General features: G+C 62.9%; 18 protein-coding genes and 1 pseudogene. 2 read left to right on the top strand and 17 right to left on the bottom strand.

Annotated elements, in window-relative coordinates:
- Positions 1-4 precede the first annotated feature (4 nt).
- Entirely contained in the window at positions 5-1,510 is a 1,506-nt protein-coding gene (locus CO657_RS16260; RefSeq protein WP_054184860.1) for a tripartite tricarboxylate transporter permease, read from the top strand.
- A gap of 91 nt (positions 1,511-1,601) precedes the next feature.
- Positions 1,602-2,771 carry a M20 aminoacylase family protein gene (locus CO657_RS16255; RefSeq protein WP_054184859.1) on the top strand — a complete coding sequence of 390 codons (1,170 nt, stop codon included), beginning with the start codon at positions 1,602-1,604 and terminating at the stop codon, positions 2,769-2,771.
- Between the two features lie 171 nt (positions 2,772-2,942).
- Here CO657_RS16255 and CO657_RS16250 read toward each other — a convergent pair whose 3' ends face one another.
- The 17 genes and pseudogenes from CO657_RS16250 to CO657_RS16170 form a co-directional block, all read right to left on the bottom strand.
- Positions 2,943-4,730: an adenine deaminase gene (locus tag CO657_RS16250; protein ID WP_054184858.1), complete on the bottom strand. Its 1,788-nt coding sequence runs from the start codon at positions 4,728-4,730 to the stop codon at positions 2,943-2,945.
- Complete coding sequence (locus CO657_RS16245; protein ID WP_054184857.1) at positions 4,727-5,647, bottom strand: nucleoside hydrolase; 921 nt, start codon at positions 5,645-5,647, stop codon at positions 4,727-4,729. Before CO657_RS16245 ends, CO657_RS16250 begins: the two co-directional genes overlap by 4 nt.
- 4 nt (positions 5,648-5,651) lie before the next feature.
- Positions 5,652-6,677: an ABC transporter ATP-binding protein gene (locus CO657_RS16240; protein WP_054184856.1), complete on the bottom strand. Its 1,026-nt coding sequence runs from the start codon at positions 6,675-6,677 to the stop codon at positions 5,652-5,654.
- Entirely contained in the window at positions 6,670-7,449 is a 780-nt protein-coding gene (locus CO657_RS16235) for an ABC transporter permease (RefSeq protein WP_054184855.1), read from the bottom strand. Before CO657_RS16235 ends, CO657_RS16240 begins: the two co-directional genes overlap by 8 nt.
- A complete protein-coding gene (locus tag CO657_RS16230; protein WP_054184854.1) occupies positions 7,446-8,273 on the bottom strand; it encodes an ABC transporter permease in 828 nt (275 codons plus the stop codon). Before CO657_RS16230 ends, CO657_RS16235 begins: the two co-directional genes overlap by 4 nt.
- A gap of 67 nt (positions 8,274-8,340) precedes the next feature.
- Complete coding sequence (locus CO657_RS16225) at positions 8,341-9,363, bottom strand: ABC transporter substrate-binding protein (RefSeq protein WP_054184853.1); 1,023 nt, start codon at positions 9,361-9,363, stop codon at positions 8,341-8,343.
- Position 9,364: 1 nt separating this feature from the next.
- Positions 9,365-10,409, bottom strand: a pseudogene (locus CO657_RS16220) (LacI family DNA-binding transcriptional regulator).
- Positions 10,410-10,583: 174 nt separating this feature from the next.
- On the bottom strand, positions 10,584-12,026 hold the full coding sequence (locus CO657_RS16215) for an efflux transporter outer membrane subunit (protein WP_012558801.1): 1,443 nt from the start codon (positions 12,024-12,026) through the stop codon (positions 10,584-10,586).
- A 149-nt stretch (positions 12,027-12,175) separates the two neighbouring features.
- Positions 12,176-15,286 (bottom strand): efflux RND transporter permease subunit, encoded by a 3,111-nt coding sequence (locus tag CO657_RS16210; protein ID WP_012558800.1) that lies wholly within the window; start codon positions 15,284-15,286, stop codon positions 12,176-12,178.
- Positions 15,287-15,333: 47 nt separating this feature from the next.
- Positions 15,334-16,545: an efflux RND transporter periplasmic adaptor subunit gene (locus CO657_RS16205; protein WP_012558799.1), complete on the bottom strand. Its 1,212-nt coding sequence runs from the start codon at positions 16,543-16,545 to the stop codon at positions 15,334-15,336.
- A 156-nt stretch (positions 16,546-16,701) separates the two neighbouring features.
- On the bottom strand, positions 16,702-17,304 hold the full coding sequence (locus CO657_RS16200) for a TetR/AcrR family transcriptional regulator (protein ID WP_012558798.1): 603 nt from the start codon (positions 17,302-17,304) through the stop codon (positions 16,702-16,704).
- A gap of 104 nt (positions 17,305-17,408) precedes the next feature.
- The gene (locus CO657_RS16195; RefSeq protein WP_054184851.1) at positions 17,409-18,353 is read right to left on the bottom strand and encodes a phosphoribosylaminoimidazolesuccinocarboxamide synthase; all 945 of its coding nucleotides are present in this window, start codon (positions 18,351-18,353) and stop codon (positions 17,409-17,411) included.
- 86 nt (positions 18,354-18,439) lie between these two features.
- Positions 18,440-20,182 carry an SLC13 family permease gene (locus CO657_RS16190; RefSeq protein WP_054184850.1) on the bottom strand — a complete coding sequence of 581 codons (1,743 nt, stop codon included), beginning with the start codon at positions 20,180-20,182 and terminating at the stop codon, positions 18,440-18,442.
- A gap of 89 nt (positions 20,183-20,271) precedes the next feature.
- Positions 20,272-20,967 carry a phosphoribosyltransferase gene (locus CO657_RS16185; protein WP_054184849.1) on the bottom strand — a complete coding sequence of 232 codons (696 nt, stop codon included), beginning with the start codon at positions 20,965-20,967 and terminating at the stop codon, positions 20,272-20,274.
- Positions 20,968-20,981: 14 nt separating this feature from the next.
- A complete protein-coding gene (locus CO657_RS16180; RefSeq protein ID WP_054184848.1) occupies positions 20,982-21,788 on the bottom strand; it encodes a pseudouridine synthase in 807 nt (268 codons plus the stop codon).
- 151 nt (positions 21,789-21,939) lie between these two features.
- Positions 21,940-22,146: a hypothetical protein gene (locus tag CO657_RS16175; protein WP_003590425.1), complete on the bottom strand. Its 207-nt coding sequence runs from the start codon at positions 22,144-22,146 to the stop codon at positions 21,940-21,942.
- Positions 22,147-22,287: 141 nt separating this feature from the next.
- Positions 22,288-22,626: a hypothetical protein gene (locus CO657_RS16170; RefSeq protein ID WP_054184847.1), complete on the bottom strand. Its 339-nt coding sequence runs from the start codon at positions 22,624-22,626 to the stop codon at positions 22,288-22,290.
- Positions 22,627-22,950: the final 324 nt, after the last annotated feature.

The raw sequence follows: 22,950 nt of genomic DNA, 5'->3' as shown, positions 1-22,950 counted from the left end.
GATGATGGATCTTTTCAGCAATCTCGCGCTCGGCTTTGCGACAGCCGGCACTCTGGATAACCTGCTCTTCTGCCTGATCGGCGTGCTGCTCGGCACGCTGATCGGCGTGCTGCCCGGTATCGGCGCCACGGCGACGATCGCCATGCTTTTGCCGATCACCTTCCAGCTCGAACCGGTCTCCTCGCTGATCATGCTGGCCGGCATTTATTACGGCGCCCAGTACGGCGGTTCGACGACGGCGATCCTCATCAACATGCCGGGCGAATCCTCCTCCGCCGTCACCGCAATCGACGGTTACCAGATGGCGCGCAAGGGCAGGGCGGGAGCAGCGCTTGCGATCGCCGCACTCGGTTCGTTCTTTGCCGGCACGGTCTCGACCTTCCTCGTTGCGATTTTCGCGCCGCCGCTTACCGCCATCGCGCTGGAATTCGGCTCGGCGGAATATTTCTCGCTGATGATCGTCGGCCTTGTTTCGTCGATTGCGCTCGCGCACGGCTCCGTCGTCAAGGCGCTGGCGATGGTGGCGCTCGGGCTGCTGCTCGGTCTCGTCGGCACCGACATCTATACCGGCACGCCGCGCTTCACGCTCGGCATCCGCGAATATGCCGACGGACTGAATTTCGTGGCGCTCGCGGTCGGGGTCTTCGGCGTGGCGGAAATCCTGCGCAATCTTGAAGGCGAGTCGACCCGCTCGGTGCTGATGGCCAAGGTGTCCGGCCTGTTGCCGTCTCGTCAGGAATTCAAGGAGATGATCGCGCCGATCATTCGCGGCACGGCGATCGGTTCGGCGCTCGGCATCCTGCCGGGTGGCGGCGCGATCCTTGCCTCCTTTGCCTCCTATACGGTGGAGAAACGCCTGTCGAAGACGCCGGAGGAGTTTGGCAGGGGCGCCGTCGCCGGCGTGGCGGGTCCGGAATCGGCCAACAATGCCGGGGCGCAGACCTCGTTCATTCCGCTTTTGACGCTCGGCATTCCGGCCAATCCCGTCATGGCGCTGATGGTCGGCGCCATGATCATTCAGGGGATCGTGCCGGGACCGAATGTCGCCACCGAGCAGCCGGCGCTGTTTTGGGGCATCATCGCCTCGATGTGGATCGGCAATTTGATGCTGGTCATCCTCAACCTGCCGCTGATCGGGCTCTGGGTGAAACTGCTGACCGTGCCCTATTATGTGCTTTTCCCCATCATCATGGCCTTCTGCTCGATCGGGGTCTACAGCGTCAACGCCAATGTCTACGACCTCTATGCCGTCGCCTTCTTCGGGCTGATCGGCTACGTGCTGGCAAAGCTTCGCTGCGAGCCGGCGCCGCTCCTGCTCGGCTTCGTGCTCGGGCCGCTGCTCGAAGAGAACCTGCGGCGTGCGATGATCCTGTCGCGCGGCGATCCCACTACCTTCGTCACACGGCCGATCAGCGCCACGCTTCTGGCGATCGCGGTCGCCGTGCTCATCGTGGTCTTCCTGCCGAGCGTCAAGAAGAAGCGCGAAGAGGTGTTCGTCGAGGAGACTTGATGGTTGAACTTGCGGGCTGTTTGATCAACAAAGGATGATCTGACGCGGGCGCCGATGGGCGCCCGCTACGCTTGACAGGATATCCAGGCTCATGACCATCCCCGCCCGGATCAAGGACGATCTGCCGTTCCTGACCTCTTTGCGCCGCGATCTGCATGCCCATCCCGAACTCGGCTTCGAGGAGGAGCGCACTGCCGGCATCGTCGCGAGGCTTCTCGAGGAGGCTGATATCACGGTGCATCGCGGGCTGGCCGGCACCGGCGTGGTCGGCACGCTCAAAGTCGGCAACGGCACGCGCAGGATCGGGCTCAGGGCCGATATGGATGCGCTCGCCATGCCTGAAATGGCGGAGCGGGCTTATAAATCGACTGTATCGGGAAAGATGCATGCCTGCGGCCATGACGGCCATACGGCGACGCTTCTTGGCGCCGCACGATATCTTGCGGCGACGCGGGCTTTTTCCGGCACGGTGCATTTCATCTTCCAGCCGGCCGAAGAGGGCCGCGGCGGCGCGAAGCGCATGGTGGAGGAGGGGCTGTTTAAGCTTTTCCCCTGTGACGCCGTCTACGGGCTGCACAATATGCCGGGGCTATCGGTCGATGAGATCGCCGTGGTCGAGGGACCGCAGCTTGCTTCCTCCGACAGCTGGCGCATCACCTTTCGCGGCATCGGCACGCACGGCGCCAAGCCGCATCTCGGCCGCGATCCGATCACCGCCGCCGCCACCTTCCTGTCATCGCTGCAGACGATCGTCGGGCGGGTGGTCGATCCGCTGCAGCCGGCCGTCGTCAGCGCCTGTTTCCTGCAGGCGGGCGACCCGAAGGCTTTGAATGTCATTCCCGATATCGTGGAGATCGGCGGAACGGCACGGGCCTATTCGCCCGATGTGCGCGATCAGCTGGAGAGCCAGATCGGCCGGCTGGCCAGCGGAACGGCCGCCATGTACGGCATATCGGCCGATTATCGTTTCGAACGACGCATACCGCCCGTCGTCAATGATGGGGATGCGACCTCCCGAGCGCTTGCCGCCGCCGGCACGGTGTTCGGCGGGAAGGTACGGACGAGCTTTCCGCCGTCGACAGCAGGCGACGACTTTGCCTTCTTCGCGCAGAATGCGCCAGGCTGCTACGTCTGGCTCGGCAATGGGCCGGCAGTGGACGGGGCGCTGCATCACAACACCGCTTATGATTTCAATGACGAGGCGCTTGGGTATGGGGCGGCTTATTGGGTGGCGTTGGTGGAACGGGAGTTGAAGGGTTAGCACCACGTTTGCGGCCCCCTCATCCGCCCTGCGGGCACCTTCTCCCCGCTGGGGAGAAGGGACTTGTAGCAACGTCTCGATTCCCCTTCTACCCCTCGGGCAGAAGGTGCCCGTAGGGCGGATGAGGGGGCTGCACGGCAATCCCTCACTTGATGGTCTGTGCGTCCAGACTTACAAAACCTCCGACACGGGACTTTCCAGCACCTTGCCCGTCACCACATCGGCAATCCCCCGGTCGGTCTGGTGCGGGCCGGCATTGCAGGCAAGCGTGGCGCCGAAGCAGGCCTTGAAGACCCGATAGGGCGGTTTCCAATCGACGATTTTTTCCATGGCCTTGCGGATGCCGGCGAAGGCCGAAGCTGTGTCCTTCAGCGATGCGTCGGTCACCAGGCCGGAGAGCGGCAGCGGCAGGATTGCCTCGATCGCGCCGTCTCTGGCGACCGCCATGCCGCCGCCGGCTGATATGACGGCGTTGGCGGCGAGCGCCATGTCGCGGGCATTGCCGCCGAAGACGGTGAGGTTGTGGCTGTCATGCGAGACGGTGGTGCAGAAGGCGCCGCGCCATTCGCCCCAGCCGGTGAGGAAACCGATGCGCGGGATGCCGTCGGTCTTGCCGTGGCGATGGGCGACGGCGATCATGGCGCTGCCGGTCGGCGGCACGACGAACCCATTCCTGACCTCCGTCTCCGCCTCGCCCCATTGCGTGAAACGCGGGCGGTCGATGGTGGCGACGCGGACGCGTTCGCCTTTCGAGGGGATGCGGAAATCATCCGCGACGAATTGCGGGAGCTTCACCGAATTTTCAAGCGGCGCCGTATCGAGCTGCTTAATGCCACCCTGCATGCCGCCGTCGCGGGCGACGATGCGGCCGCTCGAGATGACCAGCCGCGCCCGGAATTCCTCAAGATCTTCGAAGAGCACGATGTCGGCGCGGCGGCCAGCGGCGACAAGGCCGAGATCGGAGCGCTTCAGGCGCTGAGCGGCGTTGAAGGTCGCGGCCCGGAGCGCCCATTCCGGCTTCATGCCGTAGCGCACCAGGCGGCGGACGACATCGTCGAGACCGCCGCTTTGACAGAGTTCATCGGGAAAGACGTCGTCGGTGCAAAGTGTCACGGTCGCGGGCAGGTGGCCGAGACCGTTCAGCACCTCGACGAATTCCTGAAGCAGATGGTCGTGGGAGCCGCGCAGCTCGATTGTCAGGCCGGCTGAAAGCTTGGCGGCGAGGTCGGCGCCGGAGGTGAGTTCGTGGTCGGAGGTGACGCCCGCTGCCATGAAGGCGTTGAGATCTGCACCCCCAAGGCCGCGGGCATGGCCGCAAACGAGCTTGCCGGAGGCGAGGCCGGCATTGACGATGGCGCTCATGCGCGGATCTCCGTCGATGACGCCGCGCATGTTCATGACCTCGGCGACGCCGCCTACGGCCGAGGCGCGCAACATCTCGGCGATGACGGCGGCATCGAAATCGGCGCCGGCAAGTTCCAGCCCCGGTGCCGATGGCACGCAGGAGGGAGCGAGCAGGATCATGCGCAGCGGCAGTGAGCGCGCCGCTTCGATCGCCCAACGCACGCCGTCGAGACCATGGACGTTGCCGAATTCATGCGGATCCCAGACGATGGTGGTGACGCCGCGCGGCAGCACGGCGCTCGCATATTCGGCCGGCGTCACCATCGAACTTTCGACATGCATATGGGTGTCGATCAGGCCGGGTGCTGCGATGCTGCCCGCCGCATCGATGATCTCGGCCGCATCAGTGCGGCTTGCCGGGACATGGACGCTTGCGATCAAGGCGCCGACGAGGCCGATATCGGCCTCCCGGATCAGGCCGGTCACCGCGTCGAGCAGCCGGCCGCCGGTAATCAGCACATCGAAGGGGGCGTCGCCGCGCGCGGCGGCAACGGCGCGGGCGCGCAGGGCGGGATCGTTGAGATCGGCGGGTTCCTGGCGAGGGGTGGCGTTCATTTGCGGGCCTCGTTGACCAGGGCGGCGAGAATGATCCCGCGCGCCCTCTCGGCATCGATTTCGGCGGCGAATTGCGCGTTGAAGGTCGCATGCGTGGCGCGGGTCTCGACGACGGTGCGGCCACGGGTCAGGCTGCCCTGAAGCTCGACGTCGATGCGCGCGGGGCGAAAGCCGACGATATCGGGAGCGACGAAGGCGACCGCGGCAGAAGGATCGTAGATCGCCATACCGGGACGGCCGCGGCTGGTGCCGATGCGGATGTAACCTGCAAACAGATCGGCGATCAGCTCGGCATTGGCGCCGCCGGCATTGCGCACCGGCTCGGCATCCTCCGGCCTTGCCAGCACCTTGCGGCAGAGGTCGAGATCGACCATGCGCAGCGGCAGGCCATGGGCGATGACGATGGACAGAGACTCGGGATCGGCGAGCGCATTGAACTCGGCAGAGGCCGTGTGATTGCCCGACGTGACGCCGCCGCCCATCCAGACGAGGTCGCTGATACGGGCGGCAAGATCGGGGCGGGCGAGTGCCACGGCGGCGATATTGGTGAGCGGGCCAAGCGCCAGGATGCGGCGCTGGCCCTGGCCGTCCAGCCAGCGGCACAGTGCTGCGAAGGCATCGCTCTCGGCAAGGGCTGATGCTTCCGGCAGGCTCTTGCCGATGGTTGGGATGCCGGTTGCGCCGAGGATCGCCTGGGCGGTTTCGAGCTTGCCGAGAACCGGCATGGCGCGACCGGTGTGGATGGGGAAATTCCAGCCGAAGGCGCTGGCGGCGCCGGCGGCATTGCTTCTCACCTGCGGCAACGGCGCATTGCCGAAGACCAGCGACACGCCGTCGATCGCGTAATCCGACTGTGCCACCACCAGAATGGCGGCGATGTCGTCGAAGCCCATGTCGGTGTCGATCCAGACGCCCATGATTTCACCCGAACCGTTTGAGATTGGCCGCGCCGACAACCGGCAGGTCGAAGGCGAGCGCGCTGCCGATCTCGTGCGGCGGCAGGCGTGCATCAATCTCGGCCTTGATGGGCCCAAGCGGCGTATCAAGAAGATATTCGCGGGTGTTGCCGGCGAAAGAGGTGCCGCGCACCGTACCCTGAAACGGACCGGACCCAAGGTTCACCATGCGCGGACGCCAGGCGAGGCCGGCCGTGGCTTCCGGGGCCGGAGCGGAAAGCGCGACAGGCCCGTTCGGCGTCGCAAGCTTATCGTCTTTCAGCGCGAAGACATTCTCGAAGCCGACGAAATCGGCGACGAAGGCGGAGGCGGGATTGTTATAGATCTCTTCAGGTGTGCCGATCTGCTCGATGCCGCCATTCAGCATCACGACGATGCGGTCGGCGAGCGCCAGAGCCTCCGTCTGATCGTGGGTGACGAAGATCATGGTGACGCCGGTCTCTTTCTGGACGCGCTGCAATTCGGCGCGCATTTCGAGACGAAGCCGGGCGTCGAGATTGGAGAGCGGCTCGTCGAGCAGCAGCACTTTCGGCTCCATCACCATCGAGCGGGCGAGGGCCACGCGCTGCTGCTGGCCGCCGGAGAGCTCGGCGGGTTTGCGGCCGGCGAAGGCTGAGAGGCCGACCGATTTCAGGCCGCCGCCGACGCGGGTGTCGAGATCGGCGCCCGACATGCCCTTGAGACGCAGGCCGAAGGCGACGTTTTCGTAGACCGTCAGATGCGGGAAAAGCGCATAGGATTGGAAGACGAGGCCGACCGCGCGTTTGTTGGCGGAAACGCGGGTGATATCGGCGCCGTCGAGACGGATGCGGCCGGAGGCGGGCGTCAGCAGGCCGGCGATGGCGCGCATCGTCGTCGTCTTGCCGCAGCCGGAGGGACCGAGAAGGGCGACGAGCTCACCTTTGCCGATCGTAAGGTCGAGATCTCCGACCGCAACCGTGTCGCCATAGGCAAGCGTCAGCTTGTCGAGTTGAAGATAGGCATCAGACATAACGCGAGAATCCCAGGAAGCGTTCGGCGAGGAAGACGATGCCGATCGAAAGAAAGGCGAGAAGGGCTGAGAGCGCCGCAATGGACGGATCGTAGGTGGTTTCCATGTAGCCCAGCATGTCGATCGGCAGCGTCCGGACGCCGGGGCCGGAGAGGAAGAGCGAGACTGGCACCTGATTGAAGCTGGTGACGAAGCCGAGGATGAAGGCGGCCAGAATGCCGCCGCGGATATTCGGCATCACCACGCGGAAGAAGGCACCGAGCCTGGAGGAGCCGAGCAGCACGGCGGCCTCCTCGATATCCGAACGCAGATTGTCGAGGCTCGCCGAGACGACGCGCACGGCATAGGGCAGCACCAGGGCGGTATGGGCAAAGAACAGCGCGAGCGTGATGTTGAAGCCGAAGGGCACGACGAGATAACGCAGCAGCGCCAGGCCGACGATGATGCCGGGGACGATGATCGGCAGCGACACGACGGTGCGGACGGTTTCGGCCGCCGGCAGCCGGTAGCGCGACAGGGCATAGGCGGCCGGGATGCCGAGGAGGAGGGCTGTCAGCGTTCCGAAGACGGCAAGGAACATCGACATGGCGAAGCTGTCGCGGAAACTCTCGACGGTGAACACCTTCATGACCCAGCGCAGCGACAGTCCCTGCGGCGGGAAGGCCAGCGTATCGCCTGCCGAGAGCGAAGCGGCGATGATGATCAGGAAGGGGCCGATCAGAAAGACCAGCAGCAGGAAAAGCACGACGGGCGAAAACAGGCGCAGTGTCATCGGCGGTTCCTCGCCGTCGCGAGGCGTTTCAGCAGGATGTTGGCGGCAAAGCTCATGACGATCAGGATGAAGGCGATGACGCTTGCCGAGACGAAATCATTGGCAACGGAGACCTGCTGATACAGCAGCGTTTCCAGCATCAGCACCTTCGAGCCGCCGAGCACGGCAGGAGTGATATAGGCGGTCAGCGATCCGGTGAAGACAAGCGTGCCGCCGACGACGAGGCCTTCCCTGGTCAGCGGCAGGATGACCTTCCAGAAGACCTGGAACCAGTTGGCGCCAAGCACGCGGGCAGCGGGAATGGCATCCTTCGGCATGTTTTCGAGCGCACTGATCAAGGAAAGTATCATCAGCGGCAGAAAGAGCTGCAGGAGACCGATGAAGACGGCGGTTTCGGTGAACAGCAGCCGCAGCGGCTCGGCGCTGAGACCGAGGCCCGTTATCGCCTGATTGACGATACCGGTGCGGCCGAGGATGACGATCCAGGCATAGGTGCGCGCCACCGGAGAGATCATCAGCGGCAGGGTGACGAGGCCAATCATGCGGCCCTTGCCATTCGGCGGCAGGTTGACGATGGCGAAGGCCGCGGCATAACCGATGACCGCCGAGACGGCGGTGACTTCGAGGCCGAGCCGGAAGCTGCGCAGGAACACGGTGCGGTTCAGCGTCTCGGAGAAGAAACCGGCATAGGCCGACAGTGTCCAGCCGCCGCCGGCACGGAAGCCTTCCGACAGCAGGATCGCGACGGGCAGCAGGAAGACCAGGGTCGCAAAGACGGCTGCCGGCAAGGCAAGCGCCAGGGCTTCTGCGCGGTTCTGGAACATGAGGCGCCTTTCGAGCGGACAGAGGATGGTCCCGGCAGCGGCGCCGGGACCGTTTCTCAGGCAGACCTTACTGGCCGACCTTTTCGTTCCAGCTCTTCAGCCAGCCGGCGCGGTTGTCGAGGGCGACGGCCGAAGGGATCAGCTTAAGGCTCTTGGCGGTTTGCTCGCCATAGGTGAGGTTGTTGGCGGCGGCTTCGGAAAGCTTGACCTCGCTGTTGGCCGGGCTGTCGACCAGCTTTTCGGCGAGTCTGGTCTGGATGTCGGTCGAGAGCCAGAAATCCATGAACTGCAGGGCGAGATCCTGGTTCTTCGAACCCTTGGTCAGCACCAGCACATTCATGCCGCCGGTCTGACCCTCTTTCGGTGTCGCCCAGGCGACCGGAACATCGAGCTTGGTAAAACCAGCCCAGGAGAAACGGCCGATCGGTGCGGCCCAGATTTCCTCCTGCTGCATCAGTTGCACGAGCTGCGAGGATTTTTCGTAGAAGGTGACGATGTCGTCCTTCTTCTCGCCCAGCGCCTCGATCGGCCCCTTCAGATCCGGCGTGTCCTTGCCGAGCGCCTGGCCCAGCATATAGAGCGCCGGCGGCCCCTGGTTGGTCGTCACGTTCGGAAAGGCGACGTGGCCGACATACTCCGGCTTCAGGAGATCGGCCCAGGAGTCGATCTTCATCTTGTCGGAGCGATAGGCGATCGAGGTGGCGTAGAAGGTGTAGCCGACGCTCATGCCGTCGCCGTTCGGATCCTTGGCGACGTCGTAGAGCTTGGTGAAATTGGCGAGCTTAGCGGTGTCGACTTTGTCGATCAGGCCGGCACGGGAGGCGGCCAGCGCATCGGCCATGGAAACGGCGGCGAGATCTATGACGGGATTGGCCTTGTTCGCTTCCATCTTGGCCAGGCGTTCGACGCTGTTGCCGGTCTCGACCACCAGATTGCAACCGCATTTGGCTTCGAAGGGATCGTAGACCAGCGTCTTGAAATCGTCCTGGGCAAAAGCATAGACCGAAATGGTCAATGTGCGGTCCGCTGCTGTTGCTCCGAGCGGAGACAGGGCGGCGAGTGCTGCCGAGGCAATGAGCGCTTTTTTCATCTTACATGTTCTCCATCTCTGAGGTTTTTGGTGCCGGGTCCGCAAGGCCCGGATGATTGGCGGACGATCAATTGCATGGGGACACGGTCGATCTCGGCGGTCACGAGCATGCCCTGCCGGATGCTGCTCGCTCTTATGGTATCCACCAGTGCCGACACGGCAATCCCGGCAATAGCGTCCATGTCCATACGAACAGTCGTCAGCGACGGTGTGACGACCGGCGACCAGATGAGATCGTCGAAGCCGGTGACGCTGACATCGGCGGGAATGTTGATGCCGGCCTGCTGCAACTCCGTCAGCGCCCGCAGCGCCTGCAGGTCGGAGAGGGCTGCGAAGGCGGTGAAACCCTGCCTGACTTTTTCGGCGAGACCGAGCGGGCAGCCGTTGCCGCTATCCCGCTCTAGCCTGTCGATCCACAGCGTTTCCGCATGCATGTCCGAACGCATGCCGGAGCGGATGCCATCGGCGCGGTCGTTCTGGACGCTGGATTCCTGATTGTTGCCGATGATGAGGATGCGGCGATGGCCAAGGCCGGCGAGATGGCCGGCGATCTCGCAGCCACCCTGCCAATGGTCGGCGGCAACGGTGTTGCCTGATGTCGATGGGGTATCGATGACGGCTATGGGACAGGCGGCCGAAGAGATGCGGGTGGCGCGGCGGGGAATGACGACCATGCCGTCGACGCCGCGCTCGACCAGCCGATTGATCGCCTCGGTCTGGGCGGCGACATCGCCGCGGGAATCGGCGATCAGCACACCGTAACCGGCGGCAGAGGCGGCGAATTCGATCGCCTGGGCGATCTTCGGGAACAGCGGATTGGCGATGTCGGGCAGGACCAGGCCGAGAACGCCGCTGCGGCCGGTCCTGAGTGCCCGCCCGGCCTGGCTCGGGACGTAACCGAGCTCGGCGGCATGCTCGCGAATCCTTTCGACCAGTTGTCCGGAGACGCGGCCCTTGCCTGATAGTGCATTGGAGACGGTGGCGACGGAGACGCCGAGCGACGTCGCTATCCTGCTGAGGTTCGGTCCCGAACGCGATGAAGCCATGATCGACGGCGCTCTGATTAATCGTTTAATCAGAGCTTTACCTCAGCTCTTTTCGCTTGTCGATTCCCAATTCATCTTATCGCGCATTATCCGCGATACAAACTCGGCCGACATGAAAAAGCCCCGCGAGACGATCGCGGGGCTCTGTATGTCCAGACGGCACAAGGCAGCCGATCAGGTCTTGGCCGGCTTCACCGCGACAGTGGTGTTGGCCACGGTCGTCTTGCCGCCGGGGGCATAACCGCCGCCGACCGCGATGTTGAGGGAGACATAGTCCTTGGCCATCTGCTGAACTGCCTGGGCAAGGCTTGCCTGGGCGAGCGAAACCTGGCGCTGGGCGTCGAGAACGTCGAGCAACGAAGAGGCGCCGTCCTTGTAAGATGCAGTCGACAGTTCGAGGGTTTCCTGCGTGGTCTTCACCTGCGCCTGGAGTGCAGAGACCGTGCGGGCGTCACGCCGAACGGCGGCGAGCGCGTTCTCAACCTGCTCGACGGAGGTCAGCACCGTCGATTTCCAGTTGAGGTAGGCGGTTGCGGCGTCGGACTGTGCAGACTTGACGTTGGCGCGCAGGCGGCCGCCATCGAAGATCGGCAGGTTGAGGGTCGGACCGAAGGACCAAGGCGTCAGGCCGCCGTGGATGCCGCGCTGGTTGATGTAGGACGGCGAGATCGAACCGCTGAGCGAGATGCTCGGATAAAGCTGCGCCTGGGCAACACCGATATTAGCCGTTGCGGCGGCGAGATCGCGCTCCGCGACGCGAACGTCGGGGCGGTTGCGGATCAGGTCTGCCGGGATGCCGGAGTTGATGCCGCCGCGGAATACGGGCTGTCCATGACCCTTCAGCAATTCGTCGACGAGGGCCGAGGCCGGCAGGCCGAGCAAGGTGGCAATGTGATGGGCCGATATGCGGATGTTGGTTTCGAGGCCGGGAATTTCGGCGAGCGTCGATTGTACAAGGCCTTCGGCCTGGACGACGTCAAGACGCGAGGCGGCGCCGGCTTCAAGCTGGAATTTGGTAAGCTCGTAGGTTTCCTGACGCGACTTCAGGTTGGCCCTCGAAAGCGCCAGGCGCTGCTGATAGTAGCGAACGTCGATATAGCTCGAGACCAGATCCTGCACCAGGGTCAGCTTGGCGACATCGGCGGAGGCGTAGGCGGAATCGAGCGAAGCAAGCGCGCTCTCGGTGCTGCGCTTATAGAGGCCGAAGAGATCGAGCAGCCAGCTCAGCTGGACTTCGCCGGCACTGGTGTTGCGCGTGTCGAACTGCGTGCGCAGCTCGCCTCTCTGGCCGCTGACCGTGTGTGAGCCGCCGACCGTCAGGTTCGGCAGGGCGCCGGCGCCGGCGGTGGTGACGTTGGCGGAGGCCGCATTGATGCGCTCGATCGCCTGCTGGACAGTCAGGTTCTGATCGAGGCCGGCTTTGACATAGCCATTCAGTTTGGGGTCGTTGAAGGCGGTCCACCAGGCGGCGGTAGCAACATCGCCTACACTCTTCGTTCCGCCCTCTCCGAATTTGGCGGGCAGCGGCATCTCAGGAGGAACATGATCCGGGCCAACAACGCAGCCCGACAATAATAACAGCAATGCCGGTGTGGCGGCAAAACGAAGAGATACCATTCATTTCATCCTGTACTCGAGCAAGTCAATTCTTGTCCGAAGCTTCATGCTTCACTATCGGCCGCCGCGCCTCGTTTACCCAAAACACCATTCCGAAGCAGTCGGGCGCAATGTAGCAATCGAAACAGCATTATCACAGTGCATTTATATCACACTCCTGCCGCATTTTTGCCGCGTGTGGCAAAGATGCGTCGAATGACGACGAAGAACGACGGTACGAAAAAGATTCCGAGCATCGTTGCCGCCAGCATGCCGCCGAGAACGCCGATGCCGATGGCGTTCTGTGCCGCCGAACCCGCGCCTGTCGCGATCGCCAGCGGCACGACGCCGAGAATGAAGGCCAGCGAGGTCATGATGATCGGCCGCAGGCGCAATCTCGCCGCCTCCAATGTCGCCTCATAAAGGCCCATGCCGCTTTCCATGCGGTCCTTGGCAAACTCGACGATCAGAATCGCGTTCTTTGCCGCCAGCCCGATGGTCGTGAGCAGGCCGACCTTGAAATAGACGTCGTTTGCCTGACCGAACAAGGTCGCTGCCGTCAGCGCCCCAAGAATGCCGACGGGCACCGCCATGATCACCGAGAAGGGGATCGACCAGCTTTCGTAAAGCGCCGCCAGGCAAAGGAAGACGACCAGAACGGAGATCGCATAAAGCATCGGAGCCTGCGAACCGGAAAGGCGCTCCTGATAGGAAATGCCCTGCCAGGCGACCGTATAACCGCCGCCGAGCTGTTCGGTCAGCGCTTCCATTTCGTTCATCGCATCGCCGGAGGAGACACCGGGTGCGGAAGCGCCATCGAGCGGAATGGCGCTGACGGCGTTGAAGCGGGCAAGCGATGGCGCGCCTTTCACCCACTCCGTCTTGGTAAAGGCGGAGAAGGGCACCATTTCACCGGCGGTGTTGCGGGCGTACCAATGGTTGAGATCATCCGGCTGCATGCGGAAGGGCGCATCGCCCTCGACGTAGACCGGCTTGATCTCGCCGTTCAGTGTGAAGTCGTTGACGTCGCGGCCGGTGAAGATGATCGATAGCATCGAATTGACCGAGGCGATGTCGACACCCATGGCGCCGATCTTTTCCTGATCGAGGACGATGCGCATCTGCGGCTCGACCTCCTTGCTGCTGCTGCGCAGCGCCACGATCTTGCCCGAGGTGTTGCCCATCTGGATCAGCCGCTTGGAGGCGGCCGTCAGGGCGTCATTGCCGTGGCCGCCAGTATCGACGAGATACATGGAGAAGCCGCTCGATACGCCGAGACCCTGGATCGCCGGGGGCAGGAGCGCGAAGACCTGCGCCTCGCGGATGGCAAAGAAGTTGCGCAACGCGCGGTTGACGACCGATTGGGCGCTCAGAGTCGGATCGGTGCGCTTGGAGAAATCCTTGAGCTTGGTGAAGACGATGGCGCTGTTCTGGCCGGATCCGTTGAAGCCGAAGCCGAGCGCGCCGAACACGGATTCGACCGCGTCCTTTTCGTTTTCACGATAGTATTTCTCGACCTTCTCGACCACTGCCTGGGTCTGCTGGGTGGTCGAGCCCGGCGGCGTGGTGACGATGGTCAGCAGCACGCCCTGGTCTTCCTGCGGCAGGAAGGAACTCGGCAGGCGGGTGAAGAGATAGGCGCAGCCGGCGCCGACGAGCAGGAAAACCAGCATGACGCGGATCGGCCGTTTCAGCAGATAGCCGATGGCGCCGATATAGCCATTGGTCGAGCGCGTGAAGTTGCGGTTGAACCAGTCGCCGACACGGTGCTTCCTGTGTTCGCCGACCGGTTTCAGCATCGTGGCGCAAAGGGCAGGCGTCAGCACGAGGGCGACGAGGGCCGACAGCAGCATGGCCGAGACAATGGTGATCGAAAACTGGCGGTAAATGATGCCTGTGGAGCCGCCGAAGAAGGCCATCGGAATGAAGACGGCGGTCAGCACGAGCGCGATGCCGACAATGGCGCCGGTGATCTCGCCCATCGATTTTTCCGTCGCCTCCAGCGGCGAAAGCTTCTCTTCCGACATGATGCGTTCGACGTTTTCGACGACGACGATGGCGTCGTCGACGAGAAGGCCGATCGCCAGCACCATGGCAAACATCGTCAAGGTGTTGATCGAGTAGCCGGTGACCGCCAGCACCCCGAAGGTGCCGAGCAGCACGACGGGAACGGCAATCGTCGGGATCAGCGTTGCTCGCAGGTTCTGCAGGAAGATAAGCAGCACGACGAAGACGAGCACAATTGCTTCGATCAGCGTGTGCACGACCTTCTCGATCGACAGTTCCACGAAGGGCGTCGTGTCGTAGGGATAGGTAATCTCCACGCCCGCCGGCAGGCCGCGGCCGATGACCTCGAGAGCCGAGCGGACGCGGGCGGCGGTATCGATTGCGTTGGCGCCAATCGCCAGGTTGACGGCAAAACCGGTCGACGGCTGGCCGTTATACCGCGAGCCGCCGCCGTAGCTTTCCTGGCCGATTTCGATGCGCGAGACGTCGCTCAGGCGTACCGTCGCGCCGTCCTTTTCGACCTTGAGGATGATGTGCTCGAAATCGGCGACGGTGGTCAGCTGGCTTTGGGCAGTGATGGTGACGTTGATCTGCTGGCCGGGGGTCGCCGGCTGGGCGCCGAGCGAACCAACGGAGACCTGGGTGTTCTGCGCCTGGATGGCCGACGTAACGTCGCTCGGCGTCAATTGGTATTTCAGCAGCTTGAACGGATCGAGCCAGACACGCATGGCGTAACCCGAACCGAAGACGTTGATGCTGCCCACACCTTCCAGGCGCTGGATCTGATCCTCGATCGAGGTCGACATGATGTTGCCGAGGTCGACCGAGTTGCGCTTGCCGTCGGTCGAAACGAGCGAGCCGACGAGAAGGATACTCGAGGTCGAGCGGGTAACGCTGATGCCGGCATCGATAACGTCGCTCGGAAGCTGCGACTGAACCAGCTGCAGCTTGTTCTGCACCTGCACCTGAGCGATATCGGGGTCGGCGCTCGTCCCGAAGGTCAGCTGGATGCTGGCCGAACCTGTCGATGAGGTCGAAGTCATGTAGGTCAGGTCGTCGAGGCCGGTCATGCCGTCCTCGATGATCGTCGTCACCGATTTCTCGACAGTCTCGGCACTCGCACCCCGATAGGTGGCGTTGATGCGGACAGTCGTCGGGGCGATGTCGGGATATTGCGAGATCGACAGCGTGAAGATCGCCAGCAGACCGGCGAGCATGATGGTGATCGCAATGACCCAGGCGAAAATCGGACGTCGGATGAAAAACTTGGCCATCGGTTGTTCCTGTGCGGCTGAGACGGTGGCGTCGGGGCTCGAAGCGATTACTTCGCTGCGGGCTTCTGTGCGTCACCGGCCGCGGGCTGCTCGGCAGCCACGACCACGCCGTTGTCGGTGATCTTCATCGGGACCGGCTTCACCGGCATGCCTGATGTGATCGATTGCAGGCCGCTGACGATCAGCTGATCGCCGTCCTTGATGCCTTCGGTCACGAGCCAGGAATTGTTGGAGGGCGAGCTGTTTTCGAAAGCACGGGTCTCGACCTTGCCTTCGGCCGAAACGAATTGCGCCGTCAGCCGGCCGTTGGCGTCACGGCTCGTCGCCAGCTGCGGCAGCGCATAACCGTTCTCGGCGCCGAGTTCGACAGTCGCCCGGACATACATGCCGGGCAGGACGACCCGGTCGGGATTGGGAAAGAGCACGCGGATGATGAAGGTGCCCGTGGTCTCACTGACCACCTGCTTCGACATGTCGAGCTTGCCCTGCTGGTTGTATTCCTTGCCGTCTTCGAGGATCAGGTGGAAGACGACATTGGCTGCACCCTTGATGTCGCCGGCGGCCATCGCATCGCGCAGCTTCAAGAGATTGGTGCTCGATTCCGTCAGCGAAATGTAGATCGGATCAAGCTGGCGGATCGTCGTCAGCGCCGTCGTCTGATTGGCGGAGACGACGTTGCCGACATTATAGGCGGTCTGGTCGATGATGCCGTCGAAGGGGGCGATGATCCTGGTGTGGTCGAGGTCGATCTGCGCAGCGGACAGCGCGGCCTTTGCGGACTCGACTTCGGCCTTGGCCTGGAGCAGCGTCGTCTTGGCGGTTTCGAATTCGATCTGGGTGGCGCCGCTGCCGACCAAGCGCTGGTAGCGGTCGAGATTGCTTTCAGCGCTCGGCACACTCGCCTCGGCCTTGGAGATTGCCGCTTTGGCCTGCTCGACGGCGGCGATATAGGGCGCATCCTCGATCTGGTAGAGAAGGTCGCCCTTCTTGATCTCGCCGCCTTCCTTGAAGGCGATCTCGCGGATCAGGCCGCTCACCTGCGGCCGGATATCGGCCGTCTGGAAGGTCTCGGCGCGGCCCGGCAGGATCGTGGTGACCGGAAAACTACCCTTATTCAGCGTGATCACGCCAACCGGCGAGGCCTGCTGGGCCGCGGCAGCGCCTGCGTTGCCGGCGGGCTTGCTGGCGTTGTCGCTGCAGGCTGCGAGCAGTGCACCGAACGCCAGCGCCGAGGAGATGAGAAGGGCACGCCGTATCATTCTGAATTCCCTGTGCGGTGGCAATGGCCGTTCGATCCACGGGCTCGGCCCAGCCGAGCGAAGGCTTATAGAAGCGTCAGGATTGATCTGGCTGCAAATGCCATTATCCGAATTTAACAAAAGCTTTACGAAGTGACGTAAGTCAGCAATCATCACTTAGCAAGCGTTATTTTGCAGTGCGGCATCGACAAAGCCGACGATGTCCTCGGCACGATGCACGAGGGTTTCCTTGTCGTCGCGGGCAATCAGGATCGGGTGCAACACGCAGGCCAGGAGGTCTGCGACGGTGCGTGCCGCGCGCTCGGGATCGCGGCACTGATAGCGTCCCTCCGCGATGCCCTCTCGGATGATTTCGTCCAGCTTCAACTCGATTCGGGCGCGATAACGGTTGCCGGCCTCGAGTTTGGCCTCGATCGTCGAAAGCACCATTTCGAAGATGTAGGGATTTTTCTGGATGTCCTGCAGATGGCCTTCCAGCAGGCGCAGGACGAAGCGGAGCAATTGCTCCTTCGGGGGCAGGTCCTGGTCAAAGGCTGCGAAACGCTCGGTGGCATTGTCGAGATGGCGTCCGGCGATCGCATCGACCAGCGCGACTTTGGTATGGAAATGCTTGAAGACATTGGCGGGCGACATGTGCAGCGCGCCGGCGATATCGGCGATCGACACCGCCAGGTAGCCACGCTGACGAAACAGCATCTCCGCCATGGAGAGAATGTCCTCCCGCGTTTCCTCGGCCTTGCGTCTCGGCCTTCTTACCATCCGTCCCCCGCCGGGCCGGGCCCGATCCTTTTGGCTGATGTTAGCGCGATTGCACGAAATGCCGCAAGCCGATGATTGGCCGGAGGCTTCCGCGCGCTGCCATCTCAGGAGAAGTGGGGGGCGAGGTTCTGCCGGATGCGGGCAAGCGGTGTCTCGCCGCTATCGTCGGGAACAAAGCGCTCGCCGGTGATCGCCTCATAGGCCCTGATATAGACGGCCGAGGTCTGTTCGATCAGTTCGGTGGGGATCTCGGGGATCTCATCCTTATATGGGTCGCAGCGTTCCGCCACCCAGGCGCGGACGAAATCCTTGTCGAAACTTTCCGGACGTTTTCCGGCGACAAAACTGGCCGGATAGCTTTCTGCAAGCCAGTAGCGGCTGCTGTCGGGCGTATGGATCTCGTCGGCGAGGATGATGTTGCCGTCGCCGTCGGTGCCGAATTCATATTTGGTGTCGACGAGGATCAACCCGCGTTTGGCAGCCATCTCCTGGCCGCGGGCAAAAAGGGCGAGCGCATATCGCGACAGGGTTTCCCACTGCTCCTTGGTCAGAAGGCCGCGGCTGACGATTTCGGCAGGCGTCAGCGGCTCGTCATGGCCGCCGTCGAATTCCTTGCTGGTCGGGGTGATGACCGGCTCCGGCAGGATCTGGTTGTCGCGCATGCCGTCCGGCAGGCGCATGCCGTACATCTCGCGTTCACCCTTCTTATAGAGCGTCAGGATCGATGTGCCGGTGGTGCCGGCGAGATAACCGCGCACGACGATTTCGACCGGCAGGATGTCGAGCCGCTTGCCGATCACGACATTCGCATCAGGATAGTCGAGGACATGGTTCGGGCAGATGTCCTTCGTCGCCTCGAACCAATAGCGCGCGGTCTGCGTCAGCACCTGGCCCTTATAAGGAATGCAGGTGAGGATGCGGTCGAAAGCGCTCAGCCGGTCGGTGCTGATGATGATGCGGCGTCCGTCCGGAAGATCGTAATTCTCGCGCACCTTGCCGCGATAATAGTTCGGCAGTTCCGGGAAATGGGCTTCGGAGAGAATTCGCACGGCGCTCGACTGTCCTTGTAATTGGGTGAAGGCTTCCTGCTCTAGTTTCATCGCGGGGGAAGTCAAGTCAGATGCCAAGTATCGCATCACAGCCAGAACAGAGCCAGGAGAAACAAAGCGAGGCCATAGCTGGTAACGGCAAGCGGCCAGCCGGCGCGCAGGAAGTCACTGAAGCGGTAGCCGCCGATGCCCATTGCCAGCGTGTTGTTGTGATGGCCGAAGGGCGTCAGGAAATCCAGTGAGGCGCCGGCGGCGACGGCAATCAAATAGGCGCCCGGCGCGTGGCTGCCGGCCTTTGCGAATTCCAGTGCGATCGGGGTCAGGACGATCGCCACCGTCGCGTTGTTGACGAAGGGCGTCAGCGCCATGGCGAGGAAGAGGATGAGGGCGATGCCGGAGAGCGGCTGGCTGACCGGCACGACGAGGCTCAGCCAGCCGGCGATGATTGCGGCCGCGCCGGTGCTTGCCACCGCCTGGCCGATCGGGATCATCGCTGCCAGCATGATAATGATCGGCCAGTTGAGATCGGCCATCGCCTGCCGGATGTTCAGGTGATTGAGCAAGGCGAGCACAAGTACGACACCGGCAAAGGCGATGTCGGGAGGCAAGCCGGCCGCAGAGGCGGCGACGCCGCAGGCAAAGAGCGCGAAGGGCCGCCAGGAGAGGACGGCCGGTTCGGCCGGGGCTGTCGGGGCGAGCGGCAGGCACTCGCTTTCTTCGAGCGCTTCGGCGATTGCCGTTCGCGGCCCTTCCAGCGTCAATATATCGCCGATCGACAGTTGCAGGTCGATGAAACGGCCCTCGATGCGCGGCGCGCGCATGGATAGAGCGGTGACCGCGACGCCACGGCTTTGGAAGACTTCAAGCGAGCGGACGCGCGAACCGACCAGCGTGCTTTCCGGCATGACGACGGCTTCGACACGGGAGAAATCCGGCTGGAGGCCATGCGGATTGAAATCGGCGATCAGCGCCTGGGTGGCGGCTAGCCCGGCAAAAACCGCATCGGCGCCTTCGGCAAGCAGCACGTCACCGGCTGAAATCACCGACTGATCAAGAGGGCCGAAGACGAAATTGTCGCCGCGGATCAGGGCGTGCGGTTTGATGCCGAAATCCGCCGGACAATCGGAAAGCCGGATGCCGATCAGCGGCGAAATGTCGGGAATGCGGCGCTCGACGACGATGCGGCGCGTGCCTGGGGAGATCGTTGCCGGCGTTTCGTCAGGTTCAGGAAAGAGGCGCTGGATGCGAAAGGCGATGAGCAGAATGCCGGCGATTGCGACCGGCAGGCCGACATAGGCGAAATCGAAAAAGTGAAAGCCTGCTCCGGTCGCCTTGGCGAGCGCGTCGCTGACGAGCAGGTTGGCCGGCGTGCCGATCAGCGAGACGAGGCCGCCGAGCAGCGCCGCAAACGAGAGGGGCATGACAAGTTGGCGGCGGGGGATCGTTAGCGCCATGCCGAGCCGCAGCGTCACCGGCAGGCTGATTGCAAAGGCGCCGATATTGTTCATGAAGATGGAAATGAAGCCGGCAAGCGAGGAAGCGCCGGCGATGACCTTGAAGCCGGAAGGCTTGGCGGCGGCGAAACGGGCGGCGAGATTGTCGAAGAGCCTGGCGCGCGCCAGCACCTGGACGATCAGCAGGATCTCGACGACGGTGATGACAACGGGACTGGCAAAGCCGGTGAAAATGTGGTCGGCGGGATAAAGCCCCAGCGCATAGCCGGCGAGCAGGCCGGCGATCGAAATCACCTCGATGCGGATGCGATCGAAAGAGAAGAGAACGAGCATCGCCAGCAGAAGGATCAGCAGGGATGCTTGCTCGAACGTCATGCGTGGATCCGGTGTTTCATCGATTGGGCAGACTGTAATCGTTCCTCTGCGCTGTACAGAGGTGGCCTCAGGCAAAGATTGACCAATCCTCATGTCTCGCCTAAGGCGGGTGCCTGCCACCGGCCCGCGGCGTTCCGCTCCAAGATGGGCGTTGTAAAGACGCCGACGGTGCGTGCGATCCATTGCAGGCCGGCGGCAGCAAGGCTTTCGCGCCAGCGCTCTGACTGCAGCATGGCCGCGCCGATGACGACTGGTTCGATGCCGCAGGCCTCAAGCAGATCAAGAGCCGCGACGATCGAGGCGCCGCTGGAAATGACGTCGTCGATCACGGCGACGCGCCGTCCTGCCAGCAGCGGCAGCATGCGCGGATCGATATAGAGGCGCTTCTGCTGTGCCGGTGTGGTGATCGAGGACAGGGGGACGGAGAGCTCGTCGCGATACCAGAATTTGCGCGAGGTGCCGAGCGGAACATAGCGGCTGTGGCCGAGCTTCTGCGCAACGGCGGCGGCGAGCGTCAGGCCGAGCGTCGGCAGGCCGGCGACGACATCGATGCGCATGGGCCTGATTTTTTCGGCGAGGCTTTCGGCGAGCGTGTCGAGCACGGCGAAGCTCGCCTGGTTGATGATCAGCGAGGCGAGGGCGTGATCGCCGTCCGCGAGTACGCGGATCGGCAGGCGCATCTGACGGCCGTCTTCCAGCACGGCGACGTAGAAGGAGGCGAATTCGCCGTCGACGGCAAAGGTGCCGGGCGGATGAACCTCCTGCCAGAAGTCGTGCGGCGCCATCACCCTTTCATCAGTCAATTGCGTCTCGCCTTCTCGATGCCGGTTTTCCGCCGCAGCGACTGCAATTCCGCTTCGGTCAGCGCGCGCACGGCGCCTTTCGGCAGTTCGCCGAGCTCGAGCCCGCCGATCGCAACGCGGACGAGGCGAAGGCATTCGGTCCCGAGCGCCTCCAGCATGCGGCGGATCTGGCGGTTGCGGCCCTCGTCGAGCTCGACCTCGATCCATGAATTCCGGTCGCCCTGGCGCAGGCGCCGCGCGGCGGTTGCCGTCAGCAATTCGCCGTCGTGGCGGATGCCCGATGTCATGGCGGCAATGCCCTCATCGTCCATGATCCGGTCGATCTGGACATGATAGGTCTTCGTCACATGGGTGACCGGATCGAGCAGGATCTGGGCGAATTCCGTGTCATTGGTGAACAGCAGCAGCCCCTCGCTCGCCTTGTCGAGCCGGCCGACCGGAGAGAGATGCGGGATGTCGAAATCCCTCAGGCAATCATAGACCGTCGGCCTGCCTTCGGGATCATCGCGGGTGGTGACGAGCCCTCGGGGCTTGTTGAGCATCAGGTAGATTTTCGCTTCGGCGGCAATGACGAGGCCGTCGACGCTGATCCTGGCCGTCGCGAGGTCGACCCAGGCGGAGATATCGCTGATGGTGCGGCCGTCGACGGCAACGCGACTTTCGGCGATCAGCCGTTCGGCCTGGGTTCGGGAGCAATAACCAAGTTTGGAAAGGGCGCGGGGGAGGGTGACCCGCTTGGTTGCGCCGCCGGCGGCGGGCTTTGTCCGCTCGCGGGTCTTATGCGATGGGCGCCGTTCCCTCATCTGCGGTCCTTATGCTGCCTCGATGCCTTCTCTTGGCATGAACGGAGCAAGGATGCCAGCAAGGCGAAGAAAAAGCGGGGAGAAGAGACGCGTTAGAAAACGCCAGCGCTTTGGTGGAAGCGCTGTTACGGCATGGCAGGGTTGCGCTGGCTCAGCGGCAGGCCATAAAGCCGGCAAGTTCCTTGCGGCTGACAACGATACCGGCGGCGGCCTTGACCGGGTCCGGATGCGTATATGACAGACTTGGCATTTCGGGCAGGTCGAGTGCCTGACGCATATTCATGATGCCGACCGCGTAACGGCCGTTGACGCCATCGACGCTGACTTCAATGATGCAATTGGCCCTCTTGTTTTCCATGTTGTCCTCCCTGTCGTTTTTTATGTTCCCATCAATCGCATTAAAAATTGGTTTTTCTAAGACATAAGCATTTACGCACCCTGCCGAAAAACGGATCGGCGGGTGCGTAAAAATATGATTTTTCAATGGATACGGCAGGTCCTAGCGCCACCAATGGCGAGGCTCCGGCTGTGAGCTGCCGGAAAGCAGATAGCCGGCGAGGAATCCAATGGCGCCTGCAAGCACCAGCGCAGTGGTTGCCGCGGTCGGGTGTTCGCGGGCGGCGCCGGCAGCAGCTGCCCCTTCGGCTCTGATCTGGGCGACGGCGTTCTTAGCGCGGGGCAGGGCCTCGTCGTAAGCCTTGCCGGCGCGGCCGCGCACTTCGTAATAGGCTTCGGCGCCTTGAGCGGAAATCATCTTCTGCAGGCGCGAGACTTCCTGCTGGAGTGCGGCAATGTCCTTGCTGACAGATGCTCTGATAACATCGGTGTTGGCAGCCATATCGGTCTCCTTCCTTCAATGGGAAAGACAACACTTAAGACGGCGATAGGTTCCGAAATGTTCGCCGTTGATTTGTGACGGAAATTTAAAGCTCGTGGCGGAAAGCAGTTAATCCTCCATTAACCATAAATCCGCTCAAGCCGCTGTTTTCTCGTTATCTTTCGGTGGTAGGGAGCGGCTTTTCGAGGGTTTTTTGACCAACTGATAAAGGAATTTTCAGGAATCCGTCCCGAAAGGTGCCCTGTGGATAATATCGACCGACAAAAACACTAGGCGAATCAACCTGTTACAAAATTGTCAAAAAACTTTGGTTTGGTGTGTTGA

The organism is Rhizobium acidisoli, from assembly GCF_002531755.2.
In the GTDB taxonomy this organism is placed as follows: domain Bacteria; phylum Pseudomonadota; class Alphaproteobacteria; order Rhizobiales; family Rhizobiaceae; genus Rhizobium; species Rhizobium acidisoli.
The sequence above is the reverse complement of the archived record's forward strand: the minus strand, read 5'-3'. Positions and strand labels throughout refer to the sequence as shown.